Below are 20,267 nucleotides of genomic sequence, written 5' to 3'. Positions count from 1 at the left end.
CCAAGGCCTCTACTAATGCATTTATGCGCATAGCTATAGTTATTAACACATCATGGAATATCTTTAACTTCCGGCTGAGCCTGATAAAGGCCCTACTTGCTGAAGGCCATGAAGTAATAGCCATAGCAACGCCTGATGCTTACTCGCAACGCCTGATAGCAGCTGGTTGCCGGTTTGTGCCCGTTACAATGGAGAAAGGCACCAACCCCTTTAAAGACCTGTGGCTTACCTGGCGCTTATTCCGTGCCTATTCCCACGTCAAGCCAGACGTAGTGCTGCACTATACCATAAAACCTAATATTTATGGTGCACTCGCGGCCCGACTGGCGGGTATTCCGGCTATAAACAACGTATCGGGCCTGGGTACGGTTTTCATTAAAAAGGATTATATCTCTAACATCGCACTGCGCTTATACAAGCAGGCATTTCAGTATCCGGCGAAGGTATTTTTCCAGAACCAGGATGACCGCCGGCTTTTCCTGCGGCACAACATAGTAAAGGTAGCTATAACCGAAGTACTGCCTGGCTCTGGCATCGACCTACAGGCCTTTATGCCACAGCCTAAACCAGATTCTGCCGCCCCATTTACATTCTTGATGATAGCGCGGGTGTTGTATGAAAAGGGCGTGGCTGAATATATGGAAGCCTGTCGCCTGCTTAAATCGAAGCATCCAACGATAAAATGCCAGCTGATTGGCCAGGTAGATGAGCGAAGCCGCTTCGGGATAAAGCAAACCGTGCTGGATGAATGGCTTGCTGCGGGCGCAGTGGAATACCTGGGCACCACCGACGATGTGGCAACTATAATTGCGCAGGCCGATTGTGTGGTTTTGCCATCGTACCGGGAGGGCACGCCCCGCACCTTGCTGGAAGCCGCTGCTATGGCCAAGCCACTGATAGCGACCAATGTGCCTGGCTGCCGCGAAGTAGTGCAGCAAAACATAAATGGCCTGCTCTGCCGCGTGCGTAACGCCACCGACCTTGTCGATAAGATGGAACAGATGCTGCAACTACCCGTGGAGCAGTTACAGGAAATGGGCAAAGCCAGCCGCCACATTGCCGAAACCCGGTATGATGTAAACTTTGTAATACAGCGCTACCTGCACGCCATTGCCGAAGTTACAGAGCAGAAGATAGCATAAACTATAGTATAAATGGATTTTAAAACATTTGAGATTGAAGGCCTGATTGAGTTTCAGCCACGTGTGTTTCGCGATGACAGAGGTTATTTTCTGGAGACCTTCAGCATGAAATGGTTCGAGCCACTGAAAATAGCGCCAAACTTTGTACAGGATAACCAGTCGGTTTCTAAAAAAGGTGTATTGCGGGGACTGCACTTCCAGAAGCCGCCTTATGCACAAGGCAAACTGGTGCGGGTCTCTTCGGGTCGCGCCCTGGATGTAGCCGTTGATCTGCGTAAGAACTCCCTGACCTACGGTAAGCACATTACCTGCATACTGGATGCCGAAAAGCAGAATGTATTTTATGTACCTGAAGGTTTTGCCCACGGCTTCGTAGCACTGGAAGATAACACCACTTTTCTGTACAAATGCACCGATTTTTACCAGCCAACCGCAGAAGGCGGCCTGCTGTGGAATGACCCGGAATTAGGCATAGATTGGGGAATTGAAAATCCGCTTGTATCGACTAAGGATGAAGTGCTGCCGCTGTTAAGAAACTTTGAGTCGCCGTTTTAATTACTAAAGCCCTTCAGAAATAGAAAAGCCAGCAACTATAAATTGCTGGCTTTTCTGTTTATAGTTGTTTACGCTAGTGGCTTCTGGTTTTTGTAAAAGAAGATAAGAGAGCTAAGCAAAGTAAGTAAAATTGCGTGAACCAAAAGTACAGGCCTGACTCCAATAGCACGATATGTATCGAAGAAATAATTTATGATCTGATGCAAGTCAAAACGGGCCCTTTGAATGAAAAAAAGTAAGCTAAATCCCAGCAAACCTACTAGAAATATATTTGCGCTATGAACTCCTGATTTTCTAGATAGCCACCAAGAGAGAGACGTTGATAAAAGCAGACCTCCTAAGCCTGAAAAGAAACGGCCATAAAAGTAATTGAATATTACTTGTGGATCATTGCTATTCCCTTCATGCGCAGCGATGTGTTCAAAAAATTTGTCTGTTTGATTGCTATATAAATAAGCTGCTTCAATAAAGTGAGCCTTATAGAATAGATAAAGTTCTCGAGCAGCAAGTATCATAAGGAGTGATGCAAGTACGTGAATAGCTATAAACTTAAAATTAATGAGCTTGATATTCATGATTTTTAGTTTTAGCTATTCATCTATTTACTCAATCACTCATTCAAAACTATAGCAACTCCACCAACGTCTCCAGCCCCATACCACGCGAGCCTTTTATAAGGATGTAGCTTTCTGAAATGGTGTTTTGCTGCAGCCAGTTTTGTAGCTCCTGCTTCGTTTCGAAATGTTTGAAATAGGGGTTAGCTTTGGCAGCGTATTGCATGTCTTTTCCGCATAGCAGCACCATATCGAAAGGCTGTTCGGCGGCTATAGTTCCCAGGGCAGTGTGTTCAGTTATACTTTCGTTGCCCATCTCAAACATATCGCCCAGTATAACTACTTTGCGCGGCGCGTTCATGCTACCAAAGTTGCGGATAGCGGCGGCCATAGAAGTCGGATTGGCGTTGTAAGCATCCAGAATAATGGTATTACTGCCTTTTTGCAGTACCTGCGAGCGGTTATTTACCGGGCTATAGTTGGCGATAGCTTCGTTGGCTTTGCTAAGCGGCACCCCGAAGTATTTGCCAATGCAGGCAGCTGCAGCCATGTTTTCATAGTTATAGCTCCCTACCAGTTGGGTATGCACCACGTTGTCTTCTTCGTCTTTATACACCACGTATGGCGATGCTTCCAGCAGTTCGCTGTGGTAAAAATCTTCAGTGGCTGGGTAAGTTATTTTGTCGGCGATGCGGCGGCTCATGCGCATCAAGTGGTCGTTGCCGGTATTTACAAACACGGTGCCTGCAGTTTTGTCGAGGTGCACGTATAGTTCGCTTTTGCCGCGCGCTACCCCCTCTAAGCTTCCAAAACCTTCCAGGTGCGCCTTCCCTATGTTCGTGATCATACCATGTGTTGGCAGGGCAATCGTACAAAGCAATTCAATTTCGCCGATATGGTTGGCGCCCATCTCGATAATAGCCATTTCGTGCTCCGGTTTGATGCGTAGCAGTGTCAGTGGCACGCCGATGTGGTTGTTCAGGTTGCCTTGCGTGTACAGCGTATTAAACTTCTGGCTCAGTACTGTGTAGATCAGCTCTTTGGTAGTGGTTTTCCCGTTGCTTCCGGTTATTCCTATTACCGGTATGCTCAGTGTTCTGCGATGATGGCGCGCCAGGTCCTGCAGCGTTTGCAGGGTATCTTCTACCACAAAAACATTATCGGCCGCCATGGCTGGATCATCTACTACAGCATACTTGGCGCCTTTCTCCAGTGCCGTGGTAGCAAACTTTGCCCCTTTGAAGTTCGGTCCGTTCAGCGCAAAAAACAGGCTTTGATCCTGCTCGGCACGTGAGTCGGTGCTTACATGGCGGCATTCCAGGTATTTTTGATACAGAAATTCGATGCTGATCTGCATGTAAATAGTTAAATTTATAGTATAAATGCTGTAAAAGCGGCCCGCTGCGTTAAACTATAGCTGCCATAGAGGTTGCAATATACATTCAAAACTGAAAAGGCACCACAGTACATTTTGCTCCCCGATCTCCTATGAAAAAGATATTTACCCTGCTTCTGTTCTTTACCGCTACTGCTGTGCTGGCCCAGGAGCCGCTGCAGTTTGTGCTCCGCCACGATGTACCGGTAAAAACCGCGCAGGGTACACTGCCACAGCCCTGGAGCGGCGGACTCAATACACCACAGTTCTCAACTATAGACCTGAACTTCGATAACCAGCCCGACCTTTTTGCCTACGACCGGATGCAGCATAAGGTATTTACCTGGCTGGCAGTACGCCAGAACGGAAGCTGGCACTACAAATATGCTCCCGAGTACGAGGCTCTCTTCCCGACCGACTTAAACGCCTGGGTGCTCCTGCGCGACTATAACTGCGATGGCCTGAAAGATATTTTTACCAGCACCCCACTTGGAATAAAAGTTTACAGGCAAGAGAAAGGAGCTAATAACCTGCCACGGTTTATAGTTGCCGAAGAGGCCATCCTATACGACCGCGGGGTGAACCTGCAACTCTTGTCTGTTGATGTACCAGCCATAGCCGATATGGATGGCGACGGCGACCTGGATATACTGGTATCTGAGTTCTCGCACGGCGAGCGGCTGGAATATTACCAGAACATGCGTGCAGAAAACAACCTCGACTGCAATTCTCTCAGCTTTGTGCGCAACTCGATATGGTGGGGCGGCATAACCGAGTGCGATGGCTGCAACAACTATGTTTTCGGGGCAGCGTGCCGTATGGCTAGCCCTTTACACAGCGGCCACACCGGTAGCTCGCTGCTGCTTCTGGATGTAGATGGCGACGGTGATCAGGACCTGCTGACTGGTGGCGTGCAATGCAACGATCTGGTGCTAATGGAAAACAAAGGCACAAATCGGGAGGCCCTGATGGATGAGCTAACTATAAATTTCCCGGCAAACACAAAGCAGGCCAGCTTTAGCAGGTTTCCGGCAGCCTATTACGAGGATGTAACTTTTGACGGCATTCCGGATCTGCTGGTAGCCCCTAACCTGGCCAATACCGAGGAAGCAAAGCCGGAACTACAACGCTCTGTATGGCTATACCAAAACAAAGGCCTGGTCAATAAACCGGATTTTGAGTTTGCGCAGGATGATTTTCTGCAAAACCAGATGCTGGACTTTGGCGAAGGCGCTTACCCGGCTTTTGCAGACCTGGATGGCGATGGCGACCTGGATATGTTAGTTGGCAACAGCGGAGCATTCCGTAACGGCCAGTATGTAGCAACTATAAGCCATTTCGAAAATACCGGCACTACAACCGAGCCCGCTTTTACGCTTGTTACCGATAATTACCTGAACCTTGCCAGCCAACAGTTACGCAATATCAAACCCCTTTTTGCCGACCTTAACGGAGATGAGCAACTCGACCTGGTGCTGACTTACACCCGCATACAAGGCAACAGCACCCGTATTGTTTACCTGCCAGGCCCTAACTATAGCTGGGTTGAGCAAATAGTGCTACATACGGCTGGCAATGGCGATGTACCTGCTTTTTTTGATGCCGACAAGGATGGAGACCAGGACATGATCCTGGGCAAAGCAAGTGGTGAGCTACAGCTCTTTACCAATACCGGGTCCAATGAAAACCCTGCTTTTTCGTTAACAAAGACCAACCTGGGCGGTATCAGTTTCAGTTTTGAGCAGCGTAATCTGTACCCTGCAACTATAGATATAGACGGAGACGGAAATACAGATTTGCTAACTATAGACGAAAGCGGAACAATAAGCGTATACCGCAATCTGAATGCCATCCTGAACCAAACTTTTAAGGCTGAAACCGAGCTACTGGAAAACCCTTTAACTGATGCATTGCAGCCAACCAAATTAGGTAAGCGCGGAAGCATTACTGCCGCAGCACTGGGCGGACCAGGCAAACTATACCTCGTTGCCGGTACGCAGGGTGGTGGCCTATACCTTATGCAGCAGACATCCGGCTACCAGCCCAGCCCCGAAGCTCCTGGTACAGACTTAACTATAGCTGTTTACCCGAACCTGGTAAATAAGGCCAATGCTGTACGCGTACAGGCCTCGGTTCCGGTAACCTTCGTAGTTTATGATGCCATTGGCAAGCGGGTACTCGACAGCGGTAGCAACTATAAGCAGCACAACAACGTGCCCGTTCATAACCTGAAAGCAGGCATGTACTTCCTGAAAGCTGTTACGCGCCAGGGCCAGTATAAAACTGCCAGATTTGTGGTCCAGTAATGAAAGCGCTGTTATACATCCGTTTGCTGAGTAAAGGTGAAACTATAGCCTACAGCAACCCTGTACTTGACCAGGTAAAACAGCAACTACCTGACGTGGCTGTGCTCGACCTCGATTCCAGATCTGATCAGTTAGTACTACACTATGCCAGGCAATTGCTTAAAGAGGCTTCGCAAACTATAGTTTGTATCGATAGTACCACCCCAGATGCCGGATTCGGAAGTATATTCTCTTTACTTGAGCCAATGCTGGAAAGTGAAAAAAAGCAGCTTATTCTTTTTAGAAATAGCCATCACCGGCTACAGCGCATGGTACAGGCACGCCAGGAATTGCAGCTAAAAATGATGCAGGATGATGTGGAATTGTTACAGGTAGTAGGGCAGTTCTATAGTTAGCATAGCATTTCGGCTATCGCTCTTTCAGATTAGGAAGTCCCCTACATGCTCTTTCGGACTTCGTTGTCCGAAAGAGCATGTAGGGGAGGGTAGTTTCCATGGCGCAAGCGTGCTTGCTCATATCGAACTATAGTTGGGCCTCCGCCCCTGTCGGATTACAATCCCGACATTATAAATAAGTCGCGGATCGCAGATCCTCGCGAGCAGCAGGTAAAGTGCAACAGCCAACTCACATCAGCAAGAGAAAAAAGTATTGAGTTTCTACAATAGCTCAAACTCATCTGCATCCAAATGCGCCGGAAAAGCTTCCCGGAAATCCAGCAGCTCCTGCTTGCTGAGTGTTATAGTCAGAATACTTTCCTGCTCTATAGTTTCTAATAACTTGTGCCCTTTTGGGTGGATGATCGCTGAGTCGCCGGAGTAAGGATGGTTGTTGCCGTCGGTGCCGATGCGGTTTACGCCCACTACATAAGCAATATTTTCGATGGCACGGGCCTGCAGCAGCGTACGCCACGGCAGACTTCTTACTTTGGGCCAGTTGGCTACATACAGTAGTAGGTCGTAACGGTCGCCTGTGTTGCGGCTCCAAACCGGGAAGCGCAGATCATAACACACCAGCGGGCAAATCTTCCAACCTTTCAGTTCTACTGTTATCCGATCAATCCCGGATGTATAGGTGTGATGTTCCTGCGCCATCCTGAACAGGTGCCTTTTGTTATACTGCGCATAGCTTCCGTCTGGTCGCACCCAATACAGCCGGTTAAAATACTGCTCGTTTTCCTGCACAATAATACTCCCGGTAACTACAGCATCATAGGCTGCTGCCTGGTCGCGCATCCATTGCAGGGTTTCGCCTTCTGGTTGTTCGGCCAGTGCCGGTGCATCCATGCTAAAACCGGTGGAAAACATTTCCGGCAATACGATCAGGTCTGTTTTAGGCGCAGCTGCAGCCAGCTTATCGGCAAACATTTTCCGGTTGGCAGCAGCATCGTGCCAATGTAAATCCGTCTGTACTATCGTTACCCGCAAGTCCATTTAACAGTTATCAGTTAACAATTATCAGTAAATAGAAATGAATAATATTGATTAAAACAATCAACAATCAAACCTATAGTTTCACCAGCTTCTCGGCGGCGGCGCAGAGGGTTTCGTCGCTTTTAGCGAAGCAGAAGCGCAGGTAATGGTGGTCGGTTTTGTCGTGGTAGAAGGCTGACACCGGAACGGCTGCTACACCTACTTCCTGTACCAATCGTCTGGCAAAATCCTGGTCGTGCTCTTTCGAGATGGCATCATACTTCAGCAACTGGAAGTACGTACCCGCAGAAGGTAGAAACTCGAAACGGGAAGGCGCTAGATATTCAGCGAAAGCATCGCGTTTCTCCTGGTAAAACGCTGGCAGATTCAGGTAGTGCGCTTCGTTATCCATAAAATCGGCGATGGCCATTTGCAGCGGTGTTACGGTGCAGAACGTAATGAACTGGTGCATCTTGCGCAACTCCGCAGTAAGTGCAGGAGGTGCCACCGCATACCCGATCTTCCAGCCGGTGGTATGGTATGTTTTGCCAAACGACGAGATCACAAAGCTACGCTCGCGCAGGATCGGGTTCTCCAGGGCGCTGTGGTGCTTCAGGTCATCAAACACCATGTGCTCGTACACTTCATCGCTGATCACAAAAATATTGTTGCCATCTACTATGCGCGCCAGCTCATCCATATCGGCTTTGGTCATTACAGCGCCTGTTGGGTTGTGAGGCGTATTAACTATAATCAGGCGTGTTTTAGAAGTGATGCGTTTTTTTACCAGATCCCAATCCACACTAAAGCCAGGCAGCGCCAACGGCACATACACCGGAATACCACCACTCAAACGTATGGCAGGGGCATAGCAGTCATAGCAAGGTTCCAGCACCACCACTTCATCGCCGGGTTTTACTACGGCTGTAATGGCAGCAAACAAGGCTTCGGTAGCCCCGGATGTAACCGTTATCTCTGTGTTTGGGTCCGGGCGGTAACCGTATAGTTTCTCAGTTTTTATGCTGATCTTCTCGCGCAGCGACTGCACACCTGGCATAGGCGCATACTGGTTAAAGCCTTCGTGCATGTATTTGGTAACCAGCTCCATCAGCTCATCGGGGCAGTTAAAGTCCGGGAACCCCTGCGACAGGTTAATGGCCCCGTGCTCGTTGGCCAGCGCCGACATGACCGAGAAAATACTGGTGCCTACATCAGGTAGTTTGCTGCTTAGGTTGCTTGCCATAGTTTTATGTGTTTTATATCAGTAGGAATTTCTTGCAACGAATATACTATAGTTAAGTTGAGGTGAGCAACTGCTGTACGGTTTCGCGTAGCACGGGCACGACTTCCTGCTCAAACCAGGGGTTGTGTTTTACCCAAAACTGGTTGCGCGGCGATGGGTGCGGCATAGGCATATAGTCAGGCAGATACTCACGCCAGTTAGCTACTGTTTCCGTTAAAGTTGGCCTGGCCTCCGGGCCCAGAAAATAGTCTTGTGCATATTTACCAACCAGTAAGGTGAGCTTAATGTTTGGAAGCAGGGCCAGCAGCTGCTGATGCCAATGCGCAGCACACTCCGGGCGAGGGGGCAGGTCGCCGCTTTTGCCTTTTCCGGGATAACAGAACCCCATCGGAACTATAGCTACCCTGCTATCATCATAAAAAACTTCCGGCTCAAGCCCAAGCCAATGCCGCAGGCGCTTGCCGCTCTGGTCGTCCCAGGGTTTGCCACTGGCGTGTACTTTCGTGCCCGGCGCCTGACCAACTATAAGCAGCTTTGCCATAGCGCTTGCCCGCAGTACAGGCCGCGGCCCCAACGCCAGGTGCTCTTCGCAAATGCGGCAGGCACGTATCTGTTGCAGTAAGTCTTCGAGCTGGTTCATAACTATAGCTGCAAAGATACAAAGGTTTAGGTGGTTGTTAGTTATTGGTTGGTGGTTATAGGAATTTACCGGTAACTATAGATGCTCAGTCTGTAGTCAAAAAAGGCTTTGGACTTGCTGTAGGGCTCTCGCGTATCGCGCTATAGTTTGTGACCAACTATAGTGCCTCAAACACCTATTCCATCCCGCACGCTTTTCTATCTTTGCGCCCGAAAACCATTTTGTAGTTTAACTCTCGTATAGTTAACCGATGCACCGCTACCTGCTTATATCCGCTTTCTGCCTTTTGTTTGCTCTGCCAGGTCAGGCGCAGCAGGAAGAAACAACCTACAAAAACGCTTTTACAGTTAAGTTATTCGGCTTATCGGTGCACTTAAAGGAAAGCCCGCACCCCGAGATCTTCCCGAACCGGATAGATGATAAAGGTTTTGTGACATTAAACTATGGCGCTATAGTTGGCTACGACCGGTTTATAGTTGAAAACAAGCACGCCATACGTGCAGAGCAGGGACTTTATGCTGATTGCTCCGCATCGTTGGCTGGTTTTACGCACATCGGCTGGCGCGGCCTCATCTTCCAGAAAAACAGGCACTCTATGAACGGTGGCATCGGCCCTACCCTGGTGTACCGCCACAACTGGAACCGGCTGGAAGGCTATAAAGATGACGGGTATTTTAAGCAGCGCGGCGACTGGCAATACAAGTTTTACTGGTACGCCGGCGAACTCGAGTACAATTACCAGCTAACCGCGCAAACAGATTTCTCGGTAACTATGGTGCCGGGCCTTCCGGAGCTTATCTCGTTTGGGGTAGGGGTTAGGCAGCGGTTCTAACTATAAACTATAAATCCCCGGGGCTATAATTCCCGGGGATTTATAATTACCAGTTCCTTCGGCGTTGCTCCTGGTAAAACCTTTCTGATGCATGCCGTGGATGATGATGCTGTGGTGGCTGATCTCTTTCTTCCCGCCACCGATCATGAGCATGCTGGCTGTATCTGCTATAGTCCCAATCCTGCTGTTGCCAGTCTGGGCGTTCATTTCTATAGTTATTGCGGTAGCGGTTATCCTGCTGGAAGTGCCTGTTCTCCCGGTCTTCAAAAGCGCGCCAGTCGTCTTGCGGATCACGATACCCTTGTCTTCTGTCTTCGGGCCGATAGTTTGGTCCCATACGTGGGTCCGGTTTGCCCCAGCGGTCTTTGGCGTTCTGCTCGTGCCTCGGGTTGCGCCTGTTTCTATAGTTGTTTTCCTGTTCGTTTCTCATAGCTGTAAAGTAATGGCCATGTTGGTTTACGATGTCCAAACAAGGATGTTTGCGTACTATAGCCCATAAAAAAAGCGAAGCAGGTGTGCCTGCTTCGCTTTACTAACTAAAACTAATCTATAACCAATCTATCTAACCTGCTCCCCTATACGCAACTATCTTCTGTAACGTTGGGTTCTGTCGGTATCATCGTAATAATTATCTTTTCCGGAGTCCACTTCATCGGCCCAGCGCGGTCCTCCCTCATAACCCCGATCGAACTGCTGGCGGTTATAAAGTTCGTTTCCGTAGCGCTTGCGTAAATTTCTGCGGTCCTTATCCGAAGGGTAGTTTCTTTCTCTGCGATAATCCGGATCGTCAGAGTGCATGATGTCGTTCCAGGTATCTTTCAGGCGTGTAAAAAACCCACGGTTGTCACGCATGTTTTCCGGAACTTCGTCTGGTGTAAAGCGGCCTTCGCGGTACCAGTTATGGCTGCCACTTCCGTAACGGAAGTCTGTTTCTTTGTAGCGGCTGCGGCCACCCGGCACATCGTTCCATAGTTCGTATGGGTGTGAGGCCGGTTCGTTATAGTTGCCCGGCTGCGAACCGCTACCCTGCTGCCTGCCATACCCTTGCGAAGAACCAAAAGTATCGCCATGGTTCAGGTAAGAACGTTCGTTGCGGTAAGCACTGTTCGGGCGGCTGCCGTAGTGGTCGTTCAGGTGCGCGCCTTCGCCGCGGTGGTAAGTGCCCTGGCTGGAAGACCCGGTATTTCTGTTCATATTTTCACGGTCCTGGGCGCCGCGTGGGCTTGGCCCGGTATGGAAAAAGTTGCCTTCATCCCATTTCCTGTCCTGGCGCGGGCGGTAACTATAGCGCTGGTTCTGGTCTATGTCGCGGCGGTGAAGTTCGCGGCCAATGCGCTGGTTTTCTTCTTCGTTATAATTTGCCATTTTCTTCTGTATTAAAATCAATTACTACCATATGGCAGTTACTAATCAGTACGAAGTTGGCAGGCTATAGTTAATACTAGGCGCAAAAGCAAACGGGATGCCCCTTGTAAAAAGAGCATCCCGTTCAAAGAGTTAGTTCCTATAGTTTTCTATCAGAAATGTTCCTGCATTATCTCGCGTACATCGGCTTCAGCCAGTGGCTTTGAGTAATGCTTAAGCACTTCCGGGAACTGTTTTAACTTCTCAAGATCGTAAAAGCTTGCCGAGGATGTCAGCATCAGCAGCACAGTTCTGCTCTTGTCTGCTTCATCAAACTTCTGGTACTCTTCCAGAAATTCAAACCCATCCATTACCGACATTTTAATATCTACAAAAATCAGATCAGGGCGCGGATAACCTTCAACGTCGGCAAATGCATTCTGCAAATACTCCAGCGCTTCTTCGCCGTTGGTTACTACTCTTATTTCATCTGCTGTTTCCATGCGCGAAAGCAGCCGGTGGTTCAGGTAGTTCGTGGTATCGTCGTCGTCAATTAATAAAATCGTCTTCAGTCGCTTCATAATTTATTAAGCTGTTACTGCTAAACTTTTGCTACCGGTTAAATAAGCAAGGTTAACAATAGAAACATTTTAAGCCCCGGATATATAACATCCAGAAGTTTATAGCCCCATCCTGCCGATACCGGACCATGCTATCAAAAGCACCTACAAGATAAGCATTTAAATGCATGAACACTTAAATTTTCGCTCTTAAATAACGTAAGGCCTGCTTGTGTAGTGCCCAGCCAACTAAGTTTATGCCAAAGCCAGCTTAGCAAAAGCCCATACAAAAACACTTAACAGCCTAATTAGCAATTAGTTTTATAAGCACGATTTCCCCTCCTGCAGGGCAAGTGCCAGCTTTTCGGCCTTTTGTTTTGTTTGTACCAGTTCAGTTACTTCTATAGCAGAGGCAAGCACACCTTCGGTCTGGCCATTGTTCACTAGGGGTCTGTACTCCAGGTTCAGGTAAACCTCAGTAAGCTTCCCGTTACGGTGCCTGTCTATAGTTAGTTTATGCTCGTTCACGCGTATGGTTCTGCCGGTAGTGTATACCTCTTCTATTATCTGAAAGAAACGCGTAGACTCCAGCTCAGGCCATATGCTTCGTGCTGTCCGGTTCAGGTATTGGCGACTGCCATACAGCAGGGGAACGCCAGGTGTAACGTACTGGCAGATGTGTTCAGGCCCACGCAGCAGGCACAGGTGTGCCGGCGAGTGGTTCAGGATATTCTCCAACTGCAGGTCCTTTTCATGAATACGATCTATGGCCTGTTTCTGCTCATCAATATCGGTATAGGTTCCCATCCAGTACTGTAGCTCTCCGTCGGGACCATACATAGGCATTGCGCGCTCCTGAAACCAGCGATACGACTTGTCATGATGGTCCTGCAGACGGTACTCTATTTCGTAAGGTATGCCAGTAGCCAGACTGTTATGCCACTCAGTCAGTACAAATGCAGCATCTTCGGGGTGTATTACACTGGTCCACCCGTCGGTTCTGGTAGGTTCCATACCCGTAAAACTGTACCAGTTACTATTAAAGTACAGGATCTTGCCGCTTGGGTCTGCAAACCAGGCCATGTGTGGCAACGCCTCCAGTAAGGGCCTGAAGCGGGCGCCATCATCTTTAAGCACTTCTTCTGGTTTTGCGCAGGCAGAAAGGTCAATAATTGAGCCGATTGTCCGGATAGCATGCCCATCCTGGTTGCGAATAATGTAGCCCTGATCAAGCACTGGTATATAAGACCCATCTGCTTTACGGAAACGATATTCACCAGCCCAGATTCTGCTGCCGGAGTTTTTGGCCTCTTCTATACTATCCTGTACCGTGTTAAAATCGTCGGGGTGCACACGGTCGTCCCAGGACTCGCCGCCCAGGCCCATTTCTTCGGGTGTGTAACCCAGCACCTCTTTCAGGCTGGCTCCCCAGTACATTTTATTGTGCACCACATCATACTCCCATGACACCGCATTTACTCCTTTGTGAGGAAACGGATCAAGGTTTTCGGATAGTAGCGTGTTTACCGGCTTTTCAGTTAGCTCGCGGGCTTCATGCAGAATGTACAGCAGCTCTCCTTCAGATGACAATACAGGTGTGTTGGTAATACTCCAGGCGCATTCTTTCGTCCCATCACCTTTCGATTCTGCCAACGCTACATTGAATCTGAAAGCCAGCAAATGATGCTCTTCTTTATAGTTGAGCACATGCTGCAATGATTTTTCCATGACCTGTGCCTGCGGTATTTGAGAAGAGGCCGATGCATCTACAAAAGTATGTGGCAGGTAACTGTGCAACAGGGATTCTCGGCTTATGTGCCGTGCATTCAGGTACGCTTCAGTGGCATCCAGCACAATAAATTCCGGCGACAGGACAGCATAAAGGCCCGGCAGTTTACAAAATATCAGAGCGAAATGTGGTAGCGTAACAGTCGACAGAGCTGGCATTTTCAATGGGTTTACCTGCCCTTCGTTAAAACAGGTTTCAGTAAATTTAATAAAAGAAAATTCCTGTCCAAATAGTAAAATGTTCTATTAACGAAGTTTTTTTATGGTTAACTGCAGTGTTAGCAAACGTGGCTATAGTTGCTCCAGAAACATTTTTTGCTCATGCACATCTGCATAGGATCCAATCCAAAGCTTGATTTTGCCTGCTTCGTCGAAAAGTGGTACGCCGCGCTCCATAAACCACTGGTAGCGGTTCTCGAGCTTGTTCATAACACGATATTCGTTCTCGAAAGGAAGGCCTGTTCTTATGGACTCATGCCATGTAGTAAGAGCCCGCGCTGCATCTTCCGGATGTATGTAGGATATCCATTTATCTACATCCCCATCGGGCATACCTGTAAAGCTGTGCCAGGCTCTGTTAAAATTTATGAGCTGCCCCTCCGGTGTGGCAGTCCAGGCCATAAAGGGCAAAGCTTCGAGCAGGTGCTTAAAACGGGCATCGCTTTCTTTTACTTCAAGCTCTGCCTGCCGGTTCTTAGATATATCAATTATTGACCCGATCATGCGGCGCACGTTACCATCAGCATCGTAAAAAATGTAACGCTGATCCAGAATATGCGCATAAGTGCCGTCGGCCTTTCTAATGCGATATTCACCCGCCCATATTTTATCATGCTCTGCTTTTGCCTGATATAGTTGCTGCTGCATTAAGGGAAGATCAGACTGATGAATCAAACTTCTCCAGGTATCGCTACTGGCAGGCATCTGACCGTGCCCATAACCTAGTACGCGCTCCGGGTTCCCGGTCCAGTATAAGCTGTCCTTAGCAGGGTCATAATCCCATGTAGCGGCATCTATTGCTCCTGCCAGCAGGTTCAACCGTTCAAGGTTCAGGCTGTTTTCCAGCTCCTGTTGCTTAAAATGTGTCACGTCCCGGGTCTCAAGCAGAACGTACTGCATATTCTCACCTGCATCAACTATAGGCCATAAACAGGTTTCCCAAAAGCGCTCATCTAAGCGGTCTTCCGCTGTTTCAATATCGAAACGGAAAACGGGTAGGGTCTGGGGTGTTTTCACCGAAAGTACATCCTGCAGGGCTTCCATCAGTTGCTTTTTGGCTTCCTGATCTGATTTATTTGTGTTGGCTTTAAGAATTTCCAGTATGTTTTGCCCTACCAGCTGTTCACGTACGCCTGAAACAGCTTTCAGGTAAGTGTCTGTGGCATCTATAATAGTAAGGTTGGGGTCCATTACCATGTAAAGTACGGGTAGCGCCCTGAAGATAGGGCCAAGCGGAGAAGCTGCATTGAATTCTGGCTCAGACATAGGCTAAACTATAGTTGCGGGCAAACATCATCAGCTATTACGTAAGGTAAAAAAATAAGAGCTGTACTTTTCACTTATTTTAGAAAATACAGCTCTTATTTTAATATCAGGTTTTCTGATCAGGTTTGCTTTACAGCTTCAGTCACGCCAAAGCCTTCAAACACCTCTTTGGCATCAGCAATACTCTGGATGTCTTCAACTATAACGATGAGCTTCTCCTTGGCCTCTTTAAGGCGTGAGCGGCGCGGGTGCTGCTGCACATACTTCAGGATGTTGCCAAAGGTATCGGATTGGAAATACCTGTCGTTGTTCTCGCTTGGCAGGTAGCCTTTCATCGTCTCCTTTTTGATGGTAAGTTTCTCGAAGCCCAGCTGTTGTGCCTGCCAGCGCAGTTTCACGATCTCTACCAGCTGCTGCACCTGTTCCGGCATCGGGCCAAAACGGTCTGTAATGTTAGCGCAGATCTTCTCCAACTCTTCCAGGCTTTTCACGCTGTCGAGTTTGCTGTACAGGTTCAGGCGTTCCGAAATGTTGCTCACATATGTCTCCGGAATCAACACTCCCATATCCGTTTCGATGTTGCAATCCCGCACCGGCTCAATAAATTCAGCCAGGTTATCTCCCAGGAACAGCTCCCTGAATTCGGTTTCTTTCAGCTCTTTGATAGCATCATCAAGCACCTGGTGGTACATCTCAAAGCCCAGATCAGAGATAAAGCCGCTCTGTTCGCCGCCTAGCAAATTACCAGCTCCACGGATATCGAGGTCGCGCATCGCGATTTTAAAGCCCTCTCCCAGATCCGAAAATTCTTCCAGAGTACTCAGGCGTTTGCGGGCATCGCTAGGCAAACCGGCTACCGGTGGCGTAAGCAGGTAGCAGTACGCTTTTTTGTTGGACCGGCCCACACGGCCCCGCATCTGGTGCAGGTCCGACAAACCAAACATATGCGCACGGTTAATGATAATGGTATTCGCATTCTCTATATCCAGCCCCGACTCAATGATGTTAGTAGATACCAGCACATCGAACTCACCATTCACGAACTTCATCATGCGTTTCTCCAGCGTTTCCGGGTCCATCTGGCCGTGGGCGTAGGTTACTTTGGCATCCGGCACCTGACGCAGAATCATGTCTGCCATCTCTTCGATGTCTTTAATGCGGTTGTGCACAAAGAATACCTGCCCGCCGCGTTTCATCTCGTTCACTACGGCATCGCGTATCAGCCCTTCATCAAACACGTGTAGTTCGGTTTTTACCGGCTGGCGGTTTGGTGGCGGCGTGGCAATTACACTCAGGTCGCGGGCACCCATCAGCGAGAAGTGCAGCGTACGCGGAATAGGTGTAGCGGTCAGCGTAAGGGTATCCACGTTCACGCGCATTTCTTTCAGCTTATCTTTGGTCTTCACGCCAAATTTCTGCTCCTCGTCTATCACCAGCAGCCCCAGGTCCTTGAACTTTACATCTTTGCTCACGATGCGGTGCGTACCGATCAGGATATCCACTTTGCCTTCGGCTACTCGCTTCAGGGTTTCCTTAGTATCCTTGGCTGTTTTAAAGCGGTTGATGTAGTCCACCGTAATCGGGAACTGCTCCAGCCTGTCGCGGAAGGTGCGGAAGTGCTGCATGGCCAATATGGTGGTAGGCACCAGGATAGCTACCTGTTTCCCGTCGCAGGCTGCTTTGAAAGCCGCACGTATGGCCACCTCGGTTTTACCGAAGCCCACATCACCGCACACCAGGCGGTCCATCGGGTGCGGCTGCTCCATGTCGGCTTTTACATCTTCCGTAGATTTTGCCTGGTCCGGAGTGTCTTCGTAAATAAACGAAGACTCCAGCTCGGCCTGTAAGAAGCCATCTTTAGAGTAAGCATACCCCGGCGCAGCCTTGCGTTTAGCGTACAGGCTGATGAGCTCATGCGCAATGTCTTTAACTTTACTCTTAACTTTCTTCTTCTTGTTCTCCCACTCTGGCGAGCCCAGCTTGCTCATGCTTGGCGGCCCACCCTCCTTGCCGCTATACTTTGATATTTTGTGCAGCGAGTGAATGCTGACATACAGCAAATCGTCGTCGCGGTATACCAGTCGGATAGCTTCCTGCAAACGCCCGCCTACTTCCACTTTCTCCAAGCCGGCAAAACGACCAATGCCATAGTCTACGTGTGTGATGTAGTCGCCGGGTTGTAGCGAGCGCAGCTCTTTCAGCGTCATGGCCTTGTTCTTGGAATGTCCGGATTTGGCCTTATGCTGGTAAAAGCGGTCGAACAGCTGGTGGTCAGTGTAGCAGGTAATTTTTAGCGTCTGGTCAATGAAACCTTCGCGCAGCGAAATTCCCAAATGCTGAAAACGCACGTCGTGGTCCAGCTCATCAAAGATCATGGTCAGGCGGTTAACCTGGCGCGGAGAGTCGGTAGCGATAATGTTTACAAAACCGGCACCCTGCTGCTCGTGCAGATCTTTTACCAGCCTTTTAAAATCCTTGTTAAACGAGGGCTGTGGCTTGGCCTGCAGTTGTATTACTTCAGCGCTCTTAAAATGGAAACGCTTTCCGATCTCTACCACATTAAAGTTATCAAGCAACTTTTTGAACTGCTTTGGCGTCTGGAACAGCTGCTCCGGGTCCGACACAATCTGGGTGCCACCACTGCCAGCCATCATCTTCTCAAAACTATGCGAGGCCTTGTCGAAATACTCTTCTATCACATCCAGTGTCAGGCGCACATCCTTAAACCAGAGGGTGGTATTTTTTGGCAGGAAGTCCAGGAACGCTTCGCGCGTTTCCTGTAGTAGCTTGGTCTGCACGTTTGGAATAATGGAAATAGATTTCTTTGTCTCTACCGACAGCTGCGTATCCGGATCGAAGGTTCTGATACTTTCAATTTCATCGCCAAACAACTCAATGCGGTAAGGCAGATCGTTGGCATAAGAAAACACGTCCACAATACCGCCGCGCACAGCGTACTGGCCTGCCTCATACACAAACTCGGTGCGCTCAAAGCCATACTCAGCCAGCATTTCGCTCAGGAAATTTACGTCCAGCTTTTCACCCACTTTGGCTCCCAGCGTGTTTTCTACCAACGATTTTTTGTTGATCACTTTCTCGGTCAGCGCCTCGGGATAAGTAACTATAAGCTCACCTTTTTCTGACTTGCTGTTGAGGCGGTTCAGCACCTCAGCCCGCATCAGGATGTTGGCATTTTCGGTATCATCGAAACTATAGGGGCGCTTGTACGATGTCGGGAAAAGCAGGACTTCCTTTTCATCGCCAAGCAGGTTCTTCAGGTCGGTATAAAAATAAGCAGCCTCTTCTTTGTCGTGCAACACAAAGAGCTGGTGCTGTGGATCTAAAGTATAAACTGCTGAAGCCATAACAGCATCCAGGCTACCTGCCATACCTTTGAGTTGCAGGCGGTAAGGGGCTTTGGTTTTCAGGCGTTCGGCTATAGTTTGCACCACACTATCGAGGCGGTACAGTTCTAAAAAGTCGGTTATTTTCATTCAGGTATATGACAAAACAACAAAGGCAGAACACAGGACTTTTACCAAGTCGCGTTCTGCTGCATCTTACAAAGATACTATAAGTTGACGTTTTATCAGAACTACAGGGAGGAAGAGAAAGTTGCAGGGGCGGGGAATTTATGATAGCTGACAGAAGGTAATAATTAAATAAAAGATTTATATTCGAATATAATATTGATATAGTTCATGGTCTCATGATAACGCAAGAATCATTTTCTAAAATCTTCCCTAAGAGCTTTGTTAAAAAGTTAAAAGAAAGTGTTATACCACATGAGCAGGAGATTGAGAGGGGGGAAATTATTTCAAGTTTATATGAAGATCTTATAAGCTATAAGTACCATCCTTGGACGCCCAGAGACTATATTATAATAAATAAAGCAAATTATGTTTCAAGGATTACTCCAACATTTCAACCAAGAGATTACTTTCTTTACTATTTCTGTTGCAAAATTTTAGAAGATGAGATCGCAGAAAATAGAGCAGAAGGAACATACGGTGGATGGAGATTGGGGAATAAAATTAGGCTTAGAGAGGAGTATGATGAATTAGAGATAGTAGAGTCTGCTCCAAGCAATAGTTTTAATCCCTATCTATGGAGAGAAAATTGGCAGGATTTTCAAAATAAAGCATATGCTGCTAATCAAACAGGTGAACATAAGTGTATTGTTAAGTTTGATATAGCTAACTTCTATGACAACATAAATATAGCTCTTTTAGCCAAGAAGCTATACTTAGCTTCTCCTAGAAACAAAGTCCTTTACATAGATTTGCTCATCCACTTTTTGAATAATTGGAATAAAAAGTTTGAAGGTTATTCAAAAAAAACTGTTGGGCTTCCGCAAGATGAAATAAGCGACTGCTCACGACTTCTAGCAAATTTTTACCTTCAAGACTACGACCTTTTTATGAAAGGCTTATGTGATAGAGAGGGAGCAAGATATCTAAGGTATGCAGATGATCAACTTGTATATGCTAAAAATCTTCAAACAGCTAGAACTATACTTTTTGAGGCCTCAAAATACCTTTCAAAAATTGGATTGAATCTCAATACGAGTAAAGTAGAGTTTTTTGAGAACGGAGAAAATTTTAATCAGTATTGGGCATTTGATTTATTCGAACTTTTAGGTGATGCGCATAATACTGAAAACATCAACAAGGGGCTAGAGCTATTTTTAAAGTGGAAAAATAGGGGAGAATCTTTTAAGGAAAACTCTGTCTTAAAAAGAATTCTAAACCTAGACTTTAAAAGGTTTAGGCCAGATCTAAAGTTTGAAGTACTTGCTTATCTTCTAAATAAAGACTTTATGGCTACGCTGCCTTCATGGGCCTTGTCAAAACTGTATAAACAATTGCATGAGCAAGACAGGTTAAGTATGTTAGGACTTATAGATGAACTTGTAGAAGACTATCATTTTAACTCGTTTCATTACAATGTAATACAATTTTATAAGAAGAATAAAATTAGCTTCAACAGAGAAAGAATTGATAATAAGCTAAAGAAAATAAAGGTTTAGTATCC

General features: G+C 47.7%; 17 protein-coding genes. 6 read left to right on the top strand and 11 right to left on the bottom strand.

Going from position 1 to position 20,267, the window contains the following annotated elements; genetic code table 11:
* Positions 1-23: 23 nt before the first annotated feature.
* Positions 24-1,142, top strand: a complete 1,119-nt coding sequence (locus GXP69_RS02990) for a glycosyltransferase family 4 protein (RefSeq protein ID WP_163912192.1) — start codon at positions 24-26, stop codon at positions 1,140-1,142.
* 12 nt (positions 1,143-1,154) lie between these two features.
* On the top strand, positions 1,155-1,697 hold the full coding sequence (gene rfbC, locus GXP69_RS02985) for a dTDP-4-dehydrorhamnose 3,5-epimerase (RefSeq protein WP_163912189.1): 543 nt from the start codon (positions 1,155-1,157) through the stop codon (positions 1,695-1,697).
* Between the two features lie 68 nt (positions 1,698-1,765).
* On the opposite strand, the gene GXP69_RS02980 is transcribed toward rfbC, so the two are convergent.
* Together GXP69_RS02980 and GXP69_RS02975 are read right to left on the bottom strand one after the other, a co-directional pair.
* The gene (locus GXP69_RS02980) at positions 1,766-2,272 is read right to left on the bottom strand and encodes a hypothetical protein (protein WP_163912188.1); all 507 of its coding nucleotides are present in this window, start codon (positions 2,270-2,272) and stop codon (positions 1,766-1,768) included.
* A 49-nt stretch (positions 2,273-2,321) separates the two neighbouring features.
* Positions 2,322-3,608, bottom strand: a complete 1,287-nt coding sequence (locus GXP69_RS02975) for a UDP-N-acetylmuramoyl-tripeptide--D-alanyl-D-alanine ligase (protein WP_163912186.1) — start codon at positions 3,606-3,608, stop codon at positions 2,322-2,324.
* A 131-nt stretch (positions 3,609-3,739) separates the two neighbouring features.
* On the opposite strand from GXP69_RS02975, the gene GXP69_RS02970 reads away from it, so the two are divergent.
* Both GXP69_RS02970 and GXP69_RS02965 read left to right on the top strand, forming a co-directional pair.
* A complete protein-coding gene (locus GXP69_RS02970) occupies positions 3,740-5,932 on the top strand; it encodes a T9SS type A sorting domain-containing protein (protein ID WP_163912184.1) in 2,193 nt (730 codons plus the stop codon).
* Entirely contained in the window at positions 5,932-6,327 is a 396-nt protein-coding gene (locus GXP69_RS02965) for a hypothetical protein (protein ID WP_163912182.1), read from the top strand. Before GXP69_RS02970 ends, GXP69_RS02965 begins: the two co-directional genes overlap by 1 nt.
* A 261-nt stretch (positions 6,328-6,588) precedes the next feature.
* On the opposite strand, the gene GXP69_RS02960 is transcribed toward GXP69_RS02965, so the two are convergent.
* The 3 genes from GXP69_RS02960 to GXP69_RS02950 all read right to left on the bottom strand — a co-directional run bounded on the left by GXP69_RS02960 (position 6,589) and on the right by GXP69_RS02950 (position 9,224).
* Positions 6,589-7,362: an amidohydrolase gene (locus GXP69_RS02960; RefSeq protein WP_163912180.1), complete on the bottom strand. Its 774-nt coding sequence runs from the start codon at positions 7,360-7,362 to the stop codon at positions 6,589-6,591.
* 73 nt (positions 7,363-7,435) lie between these two features.
* A complete protein-coding gene (locus GXP69_RS02955; protein WP_163912178.1) occupies positions 7,436-8,584 on the bottom strand; it encodes a methionine aminotransferase in 1,149 nt (382 codons plus the stop codon).
* Between the two features lie 52 nt (positions 8,585-8,636).
* Positions 8,637-9,224 (bottom strand): uracil-DNA glycosylase family protein, encoded by a 588-nt coding sequence (locus tag GXP69_RS02950; protein ID WP_163912175.1) that lies wholly within the window; start codon positions 9,222-9,224, stop codon positions 8,637-8,639.
* Between the two features lie 250 nt (positions 9,225-9,474).
* On the opposite strand from GXP69_RS02950, the gene GXP69_RS02945 reads away from it, so the two are divergent.
* Positions 9,475-10,056, top strand: coding sequence for a hypothetical protein (locus tag GXP69_RS02945; protein WP_163912173.1), 582 nt, complete (start codon positions 9,475-9,477; stop codon positions 10,054-10,056).
* Between the two features lie 46 nt (positions 10,057-10,102).
* On the opposite strand, the gene GXP69_RS02940 is transcribed toward GXP69_RS02945, so the two are convergent.
* The 6 genes from GXP69_RS02940 to mfd form a co-directional block, all read right to left on the bottom strand.
* Positions 10,103-10,486, bottom strand: a complete 384-nt coding sequence (locus GXP69_RS02940; protein ID WP_163912171.1) for a hypothetical protein — start codon at positions 10,484-10,486, stop codon at positions 10,103-10,105.
* 155 nt (positions 10,487-10,641) lie between these two features.
* A complete protein-coding gene (locus tag GXP69_RS02935; protein ID WP_163912169.1) occupies positions 10,642-11,421 on the bottom strand; it encodes a hypothetical protein in 780 nt (259 codons plus the stop codon).
* Between the two features lie 152 nt (positions 11,422-11,573).
* Positions 11,574-11,981 (bottom strand): response regulator, encoded by a 408-nt coding sequence (locus GXP69_RS02930; RefSeq protein ID WP_163912168.1) that lies wholly within the window; start codon positions 11,979-11,981, stop codon positions 11,574-11,576.
* A 300-nt stretch (positions 11,982-12,281) separates the two neighbouring features.
* Complete coding sequence (locus GXP69_RS02925) at positions 12,282-13,907, bottom strand: PAS domain-containing protein (protein ID WP_163912166.1); 1,626 nt, start codon at positions 13,905-13,907, stop codon at positions 12,282-12,284.
* A gap of 132 nt (positions 13,908-14,039) precedes the next feature.
* Positions 14,040-15,233 carry a PAS domain-containing protein gene (locus tag GXP69_RS02920; RefSeq protein ID WP_163912164.1) on the bottom strand — a complete coding sequence of 398 codons (1,194 nt, stop codon included), beginning with the start codon at positions 15,231-15,233 and terminating at the stop codon, positions 14,040-14,042.
* Positions 15,234-15,352: 119 nt separating this feature from the next.
* Entirely contained in the window at positions 15,353-18,727 is a 3,375-nt protein-coding gene (gene mfd, locus GXP69_RS02915; protein WP_163912162.1) for a transcription-repair coupling factor, read from the bottom strand.
* A gap of 215 nt (positions 18,728-18,942) precedes the next feature.
* Here mfd and GXP69_RS02910 point away from each other — a divergent pair, with 215 nt between their 5' ends.
* The gene (locus tag GXP69_RS02910) at positions 18,943-20,262 is read left to right on the top strand and encodes an RNA-directed DNA polymerase (RefSeq protein ID WP_163912160.1); all 1,320 of its coding nucleotides are present in this window, start codon (positions 18,943-18,945) and stop codon (positions 20,260-20,262) included.
* Positions 20,263-20,267 lie beyond the last annotated feature (5 nt).

The sequence above is a fragment of the Pontibacter burrus genome, assembly GCF_010686685.1.
In the GTDB taxonomy this organism is placed as follows: Bacteria; Bacteroidota; Bacteroidia; order Cytophagales; family Hymenobacteraceae; genus Pontibacter; species Pontibacter burrus.
The sequence above is the reverse complement of the archived record's forward strand: the minus strand, read 5'-3'. Positions and strand labels throughout refer to the sequence as shown.

Bases quoted from the DNA above. Each gene is read 5' to 3' on its own strand.
- GXP69_RS02990 (WP_163912192.1), top strand. From the start codon at position 24: ATGCGCATAGCTATAGTTATTAACACATCATGGAATATCTTTAACTTC.
- rfbC (WP_163912189.1), top strand. From the start codon at position 1,155: ATGGATTTTAAAACATTTGAGATTGAAGGCCTGATTGAGTTTCAGCCA.
- GXP69_RS02980 (WP_163912188.1), bottom strand. From the start codon at position 2,272: ATGAATATCAAGCTCATTAATTTTAAGTTTATAGCTATTCACGTACTT.
- GXP69_RS02975 (WP_163912186.1), bottom strand. From the start codon at position 3,608: ATGCAGATCAGCATCGAATTTCTGTATCAAAAATACCTGGAATGCCGC.
- GXP69_RS02970 (WP_163912184.1), top strand. From the start codon at position 3,740: ATGAAAAAGATATTTACCCTGCTTCTGTTCTTTACCGCTACTGCTGTG.
- GXP69_RS02965 (WP_163912182.1), top strand. From the start codon at position 5,932: ATGAAAGCGCTGTTATACATCCGTTTGCTGAGTAAAGGTGAAACTATA.
- GXP69_RS02960 (WP_163912180.1), bottom strand. From the start codon at position 7,362: ATGGACTTGCGGGTAACGATAGTACAGACGGATTTACATTGGCACGAT.
- GXP69_RS02955 (WP_163912178.1), bottom strand. From the start codon at position 8,584: ATGGCAAGCAACCTAAGCAGCAAACTACCTGATGTAGGCACCAGTATT.
- GXP69_RS02950 (WP_163912175.1), bottom strand. From the start codon at position 9,224: ATGAACCAGCTCGAAGACTTACTGCAACAGATACGTGCCTGCCGCATT.
- GXP69_RS02945 (WP_163912173.1), top strand. From the start codon at position 9,475: ATGCACCGCTACCTGCTTATATCCGCTTTCTGCCTTTTGTTTGCTCTG.
- GXP69_RS02940 (WP_163912171.1), bottom strand. From the start codon at position 10,486: ATGAGAAACGAACAGGAAAACAACTATAGAAACAGGCGCAACCCGAGG.
- GXP69_RS02935 (WP_163912169.1), bottom strand. From the start codon at position 11,421: ATGGCAAATTATAACGAAGAAGAAAACCAGCGCATTGGCCGCGAACTT.
- GXP69_RS02930 (WP_163912168.1), bottom strand. From the start codon at position 11,981: ATGAAGCGACTGAAGACGATTTTATTAATTGACGACGACGATACCACG.
- GXP69_RS02925 (WP_163912166.1), bottom strand. From the start codon at position 13,907: ATGCCAGCTCTGTCGACTGTTACGCTACCACATTTCGCTCTGATATTT.
- GXP69_RS02920 (WP_163912164.1), bottom strand. From the start codon at position 15,233: ATGTCTGAGCCAGAATTCAATGCAGCTTCTCCGCTTGGCCCTATCTTC.
- mfd (WP_163912162.1), bottom strand. From the start codon at position 18,727: ATGAAAATAACCGACTTTTTAGAACTGTACCGCCTCGATAGTGTGGTG.
- GXP69_RS02910 (WP_163912160.1), top strand. From the start codon at position 18,943: ATGATAACGCAAGAATCATTTTCTAAAATCTTCCCTAAGAGCTTTGTT.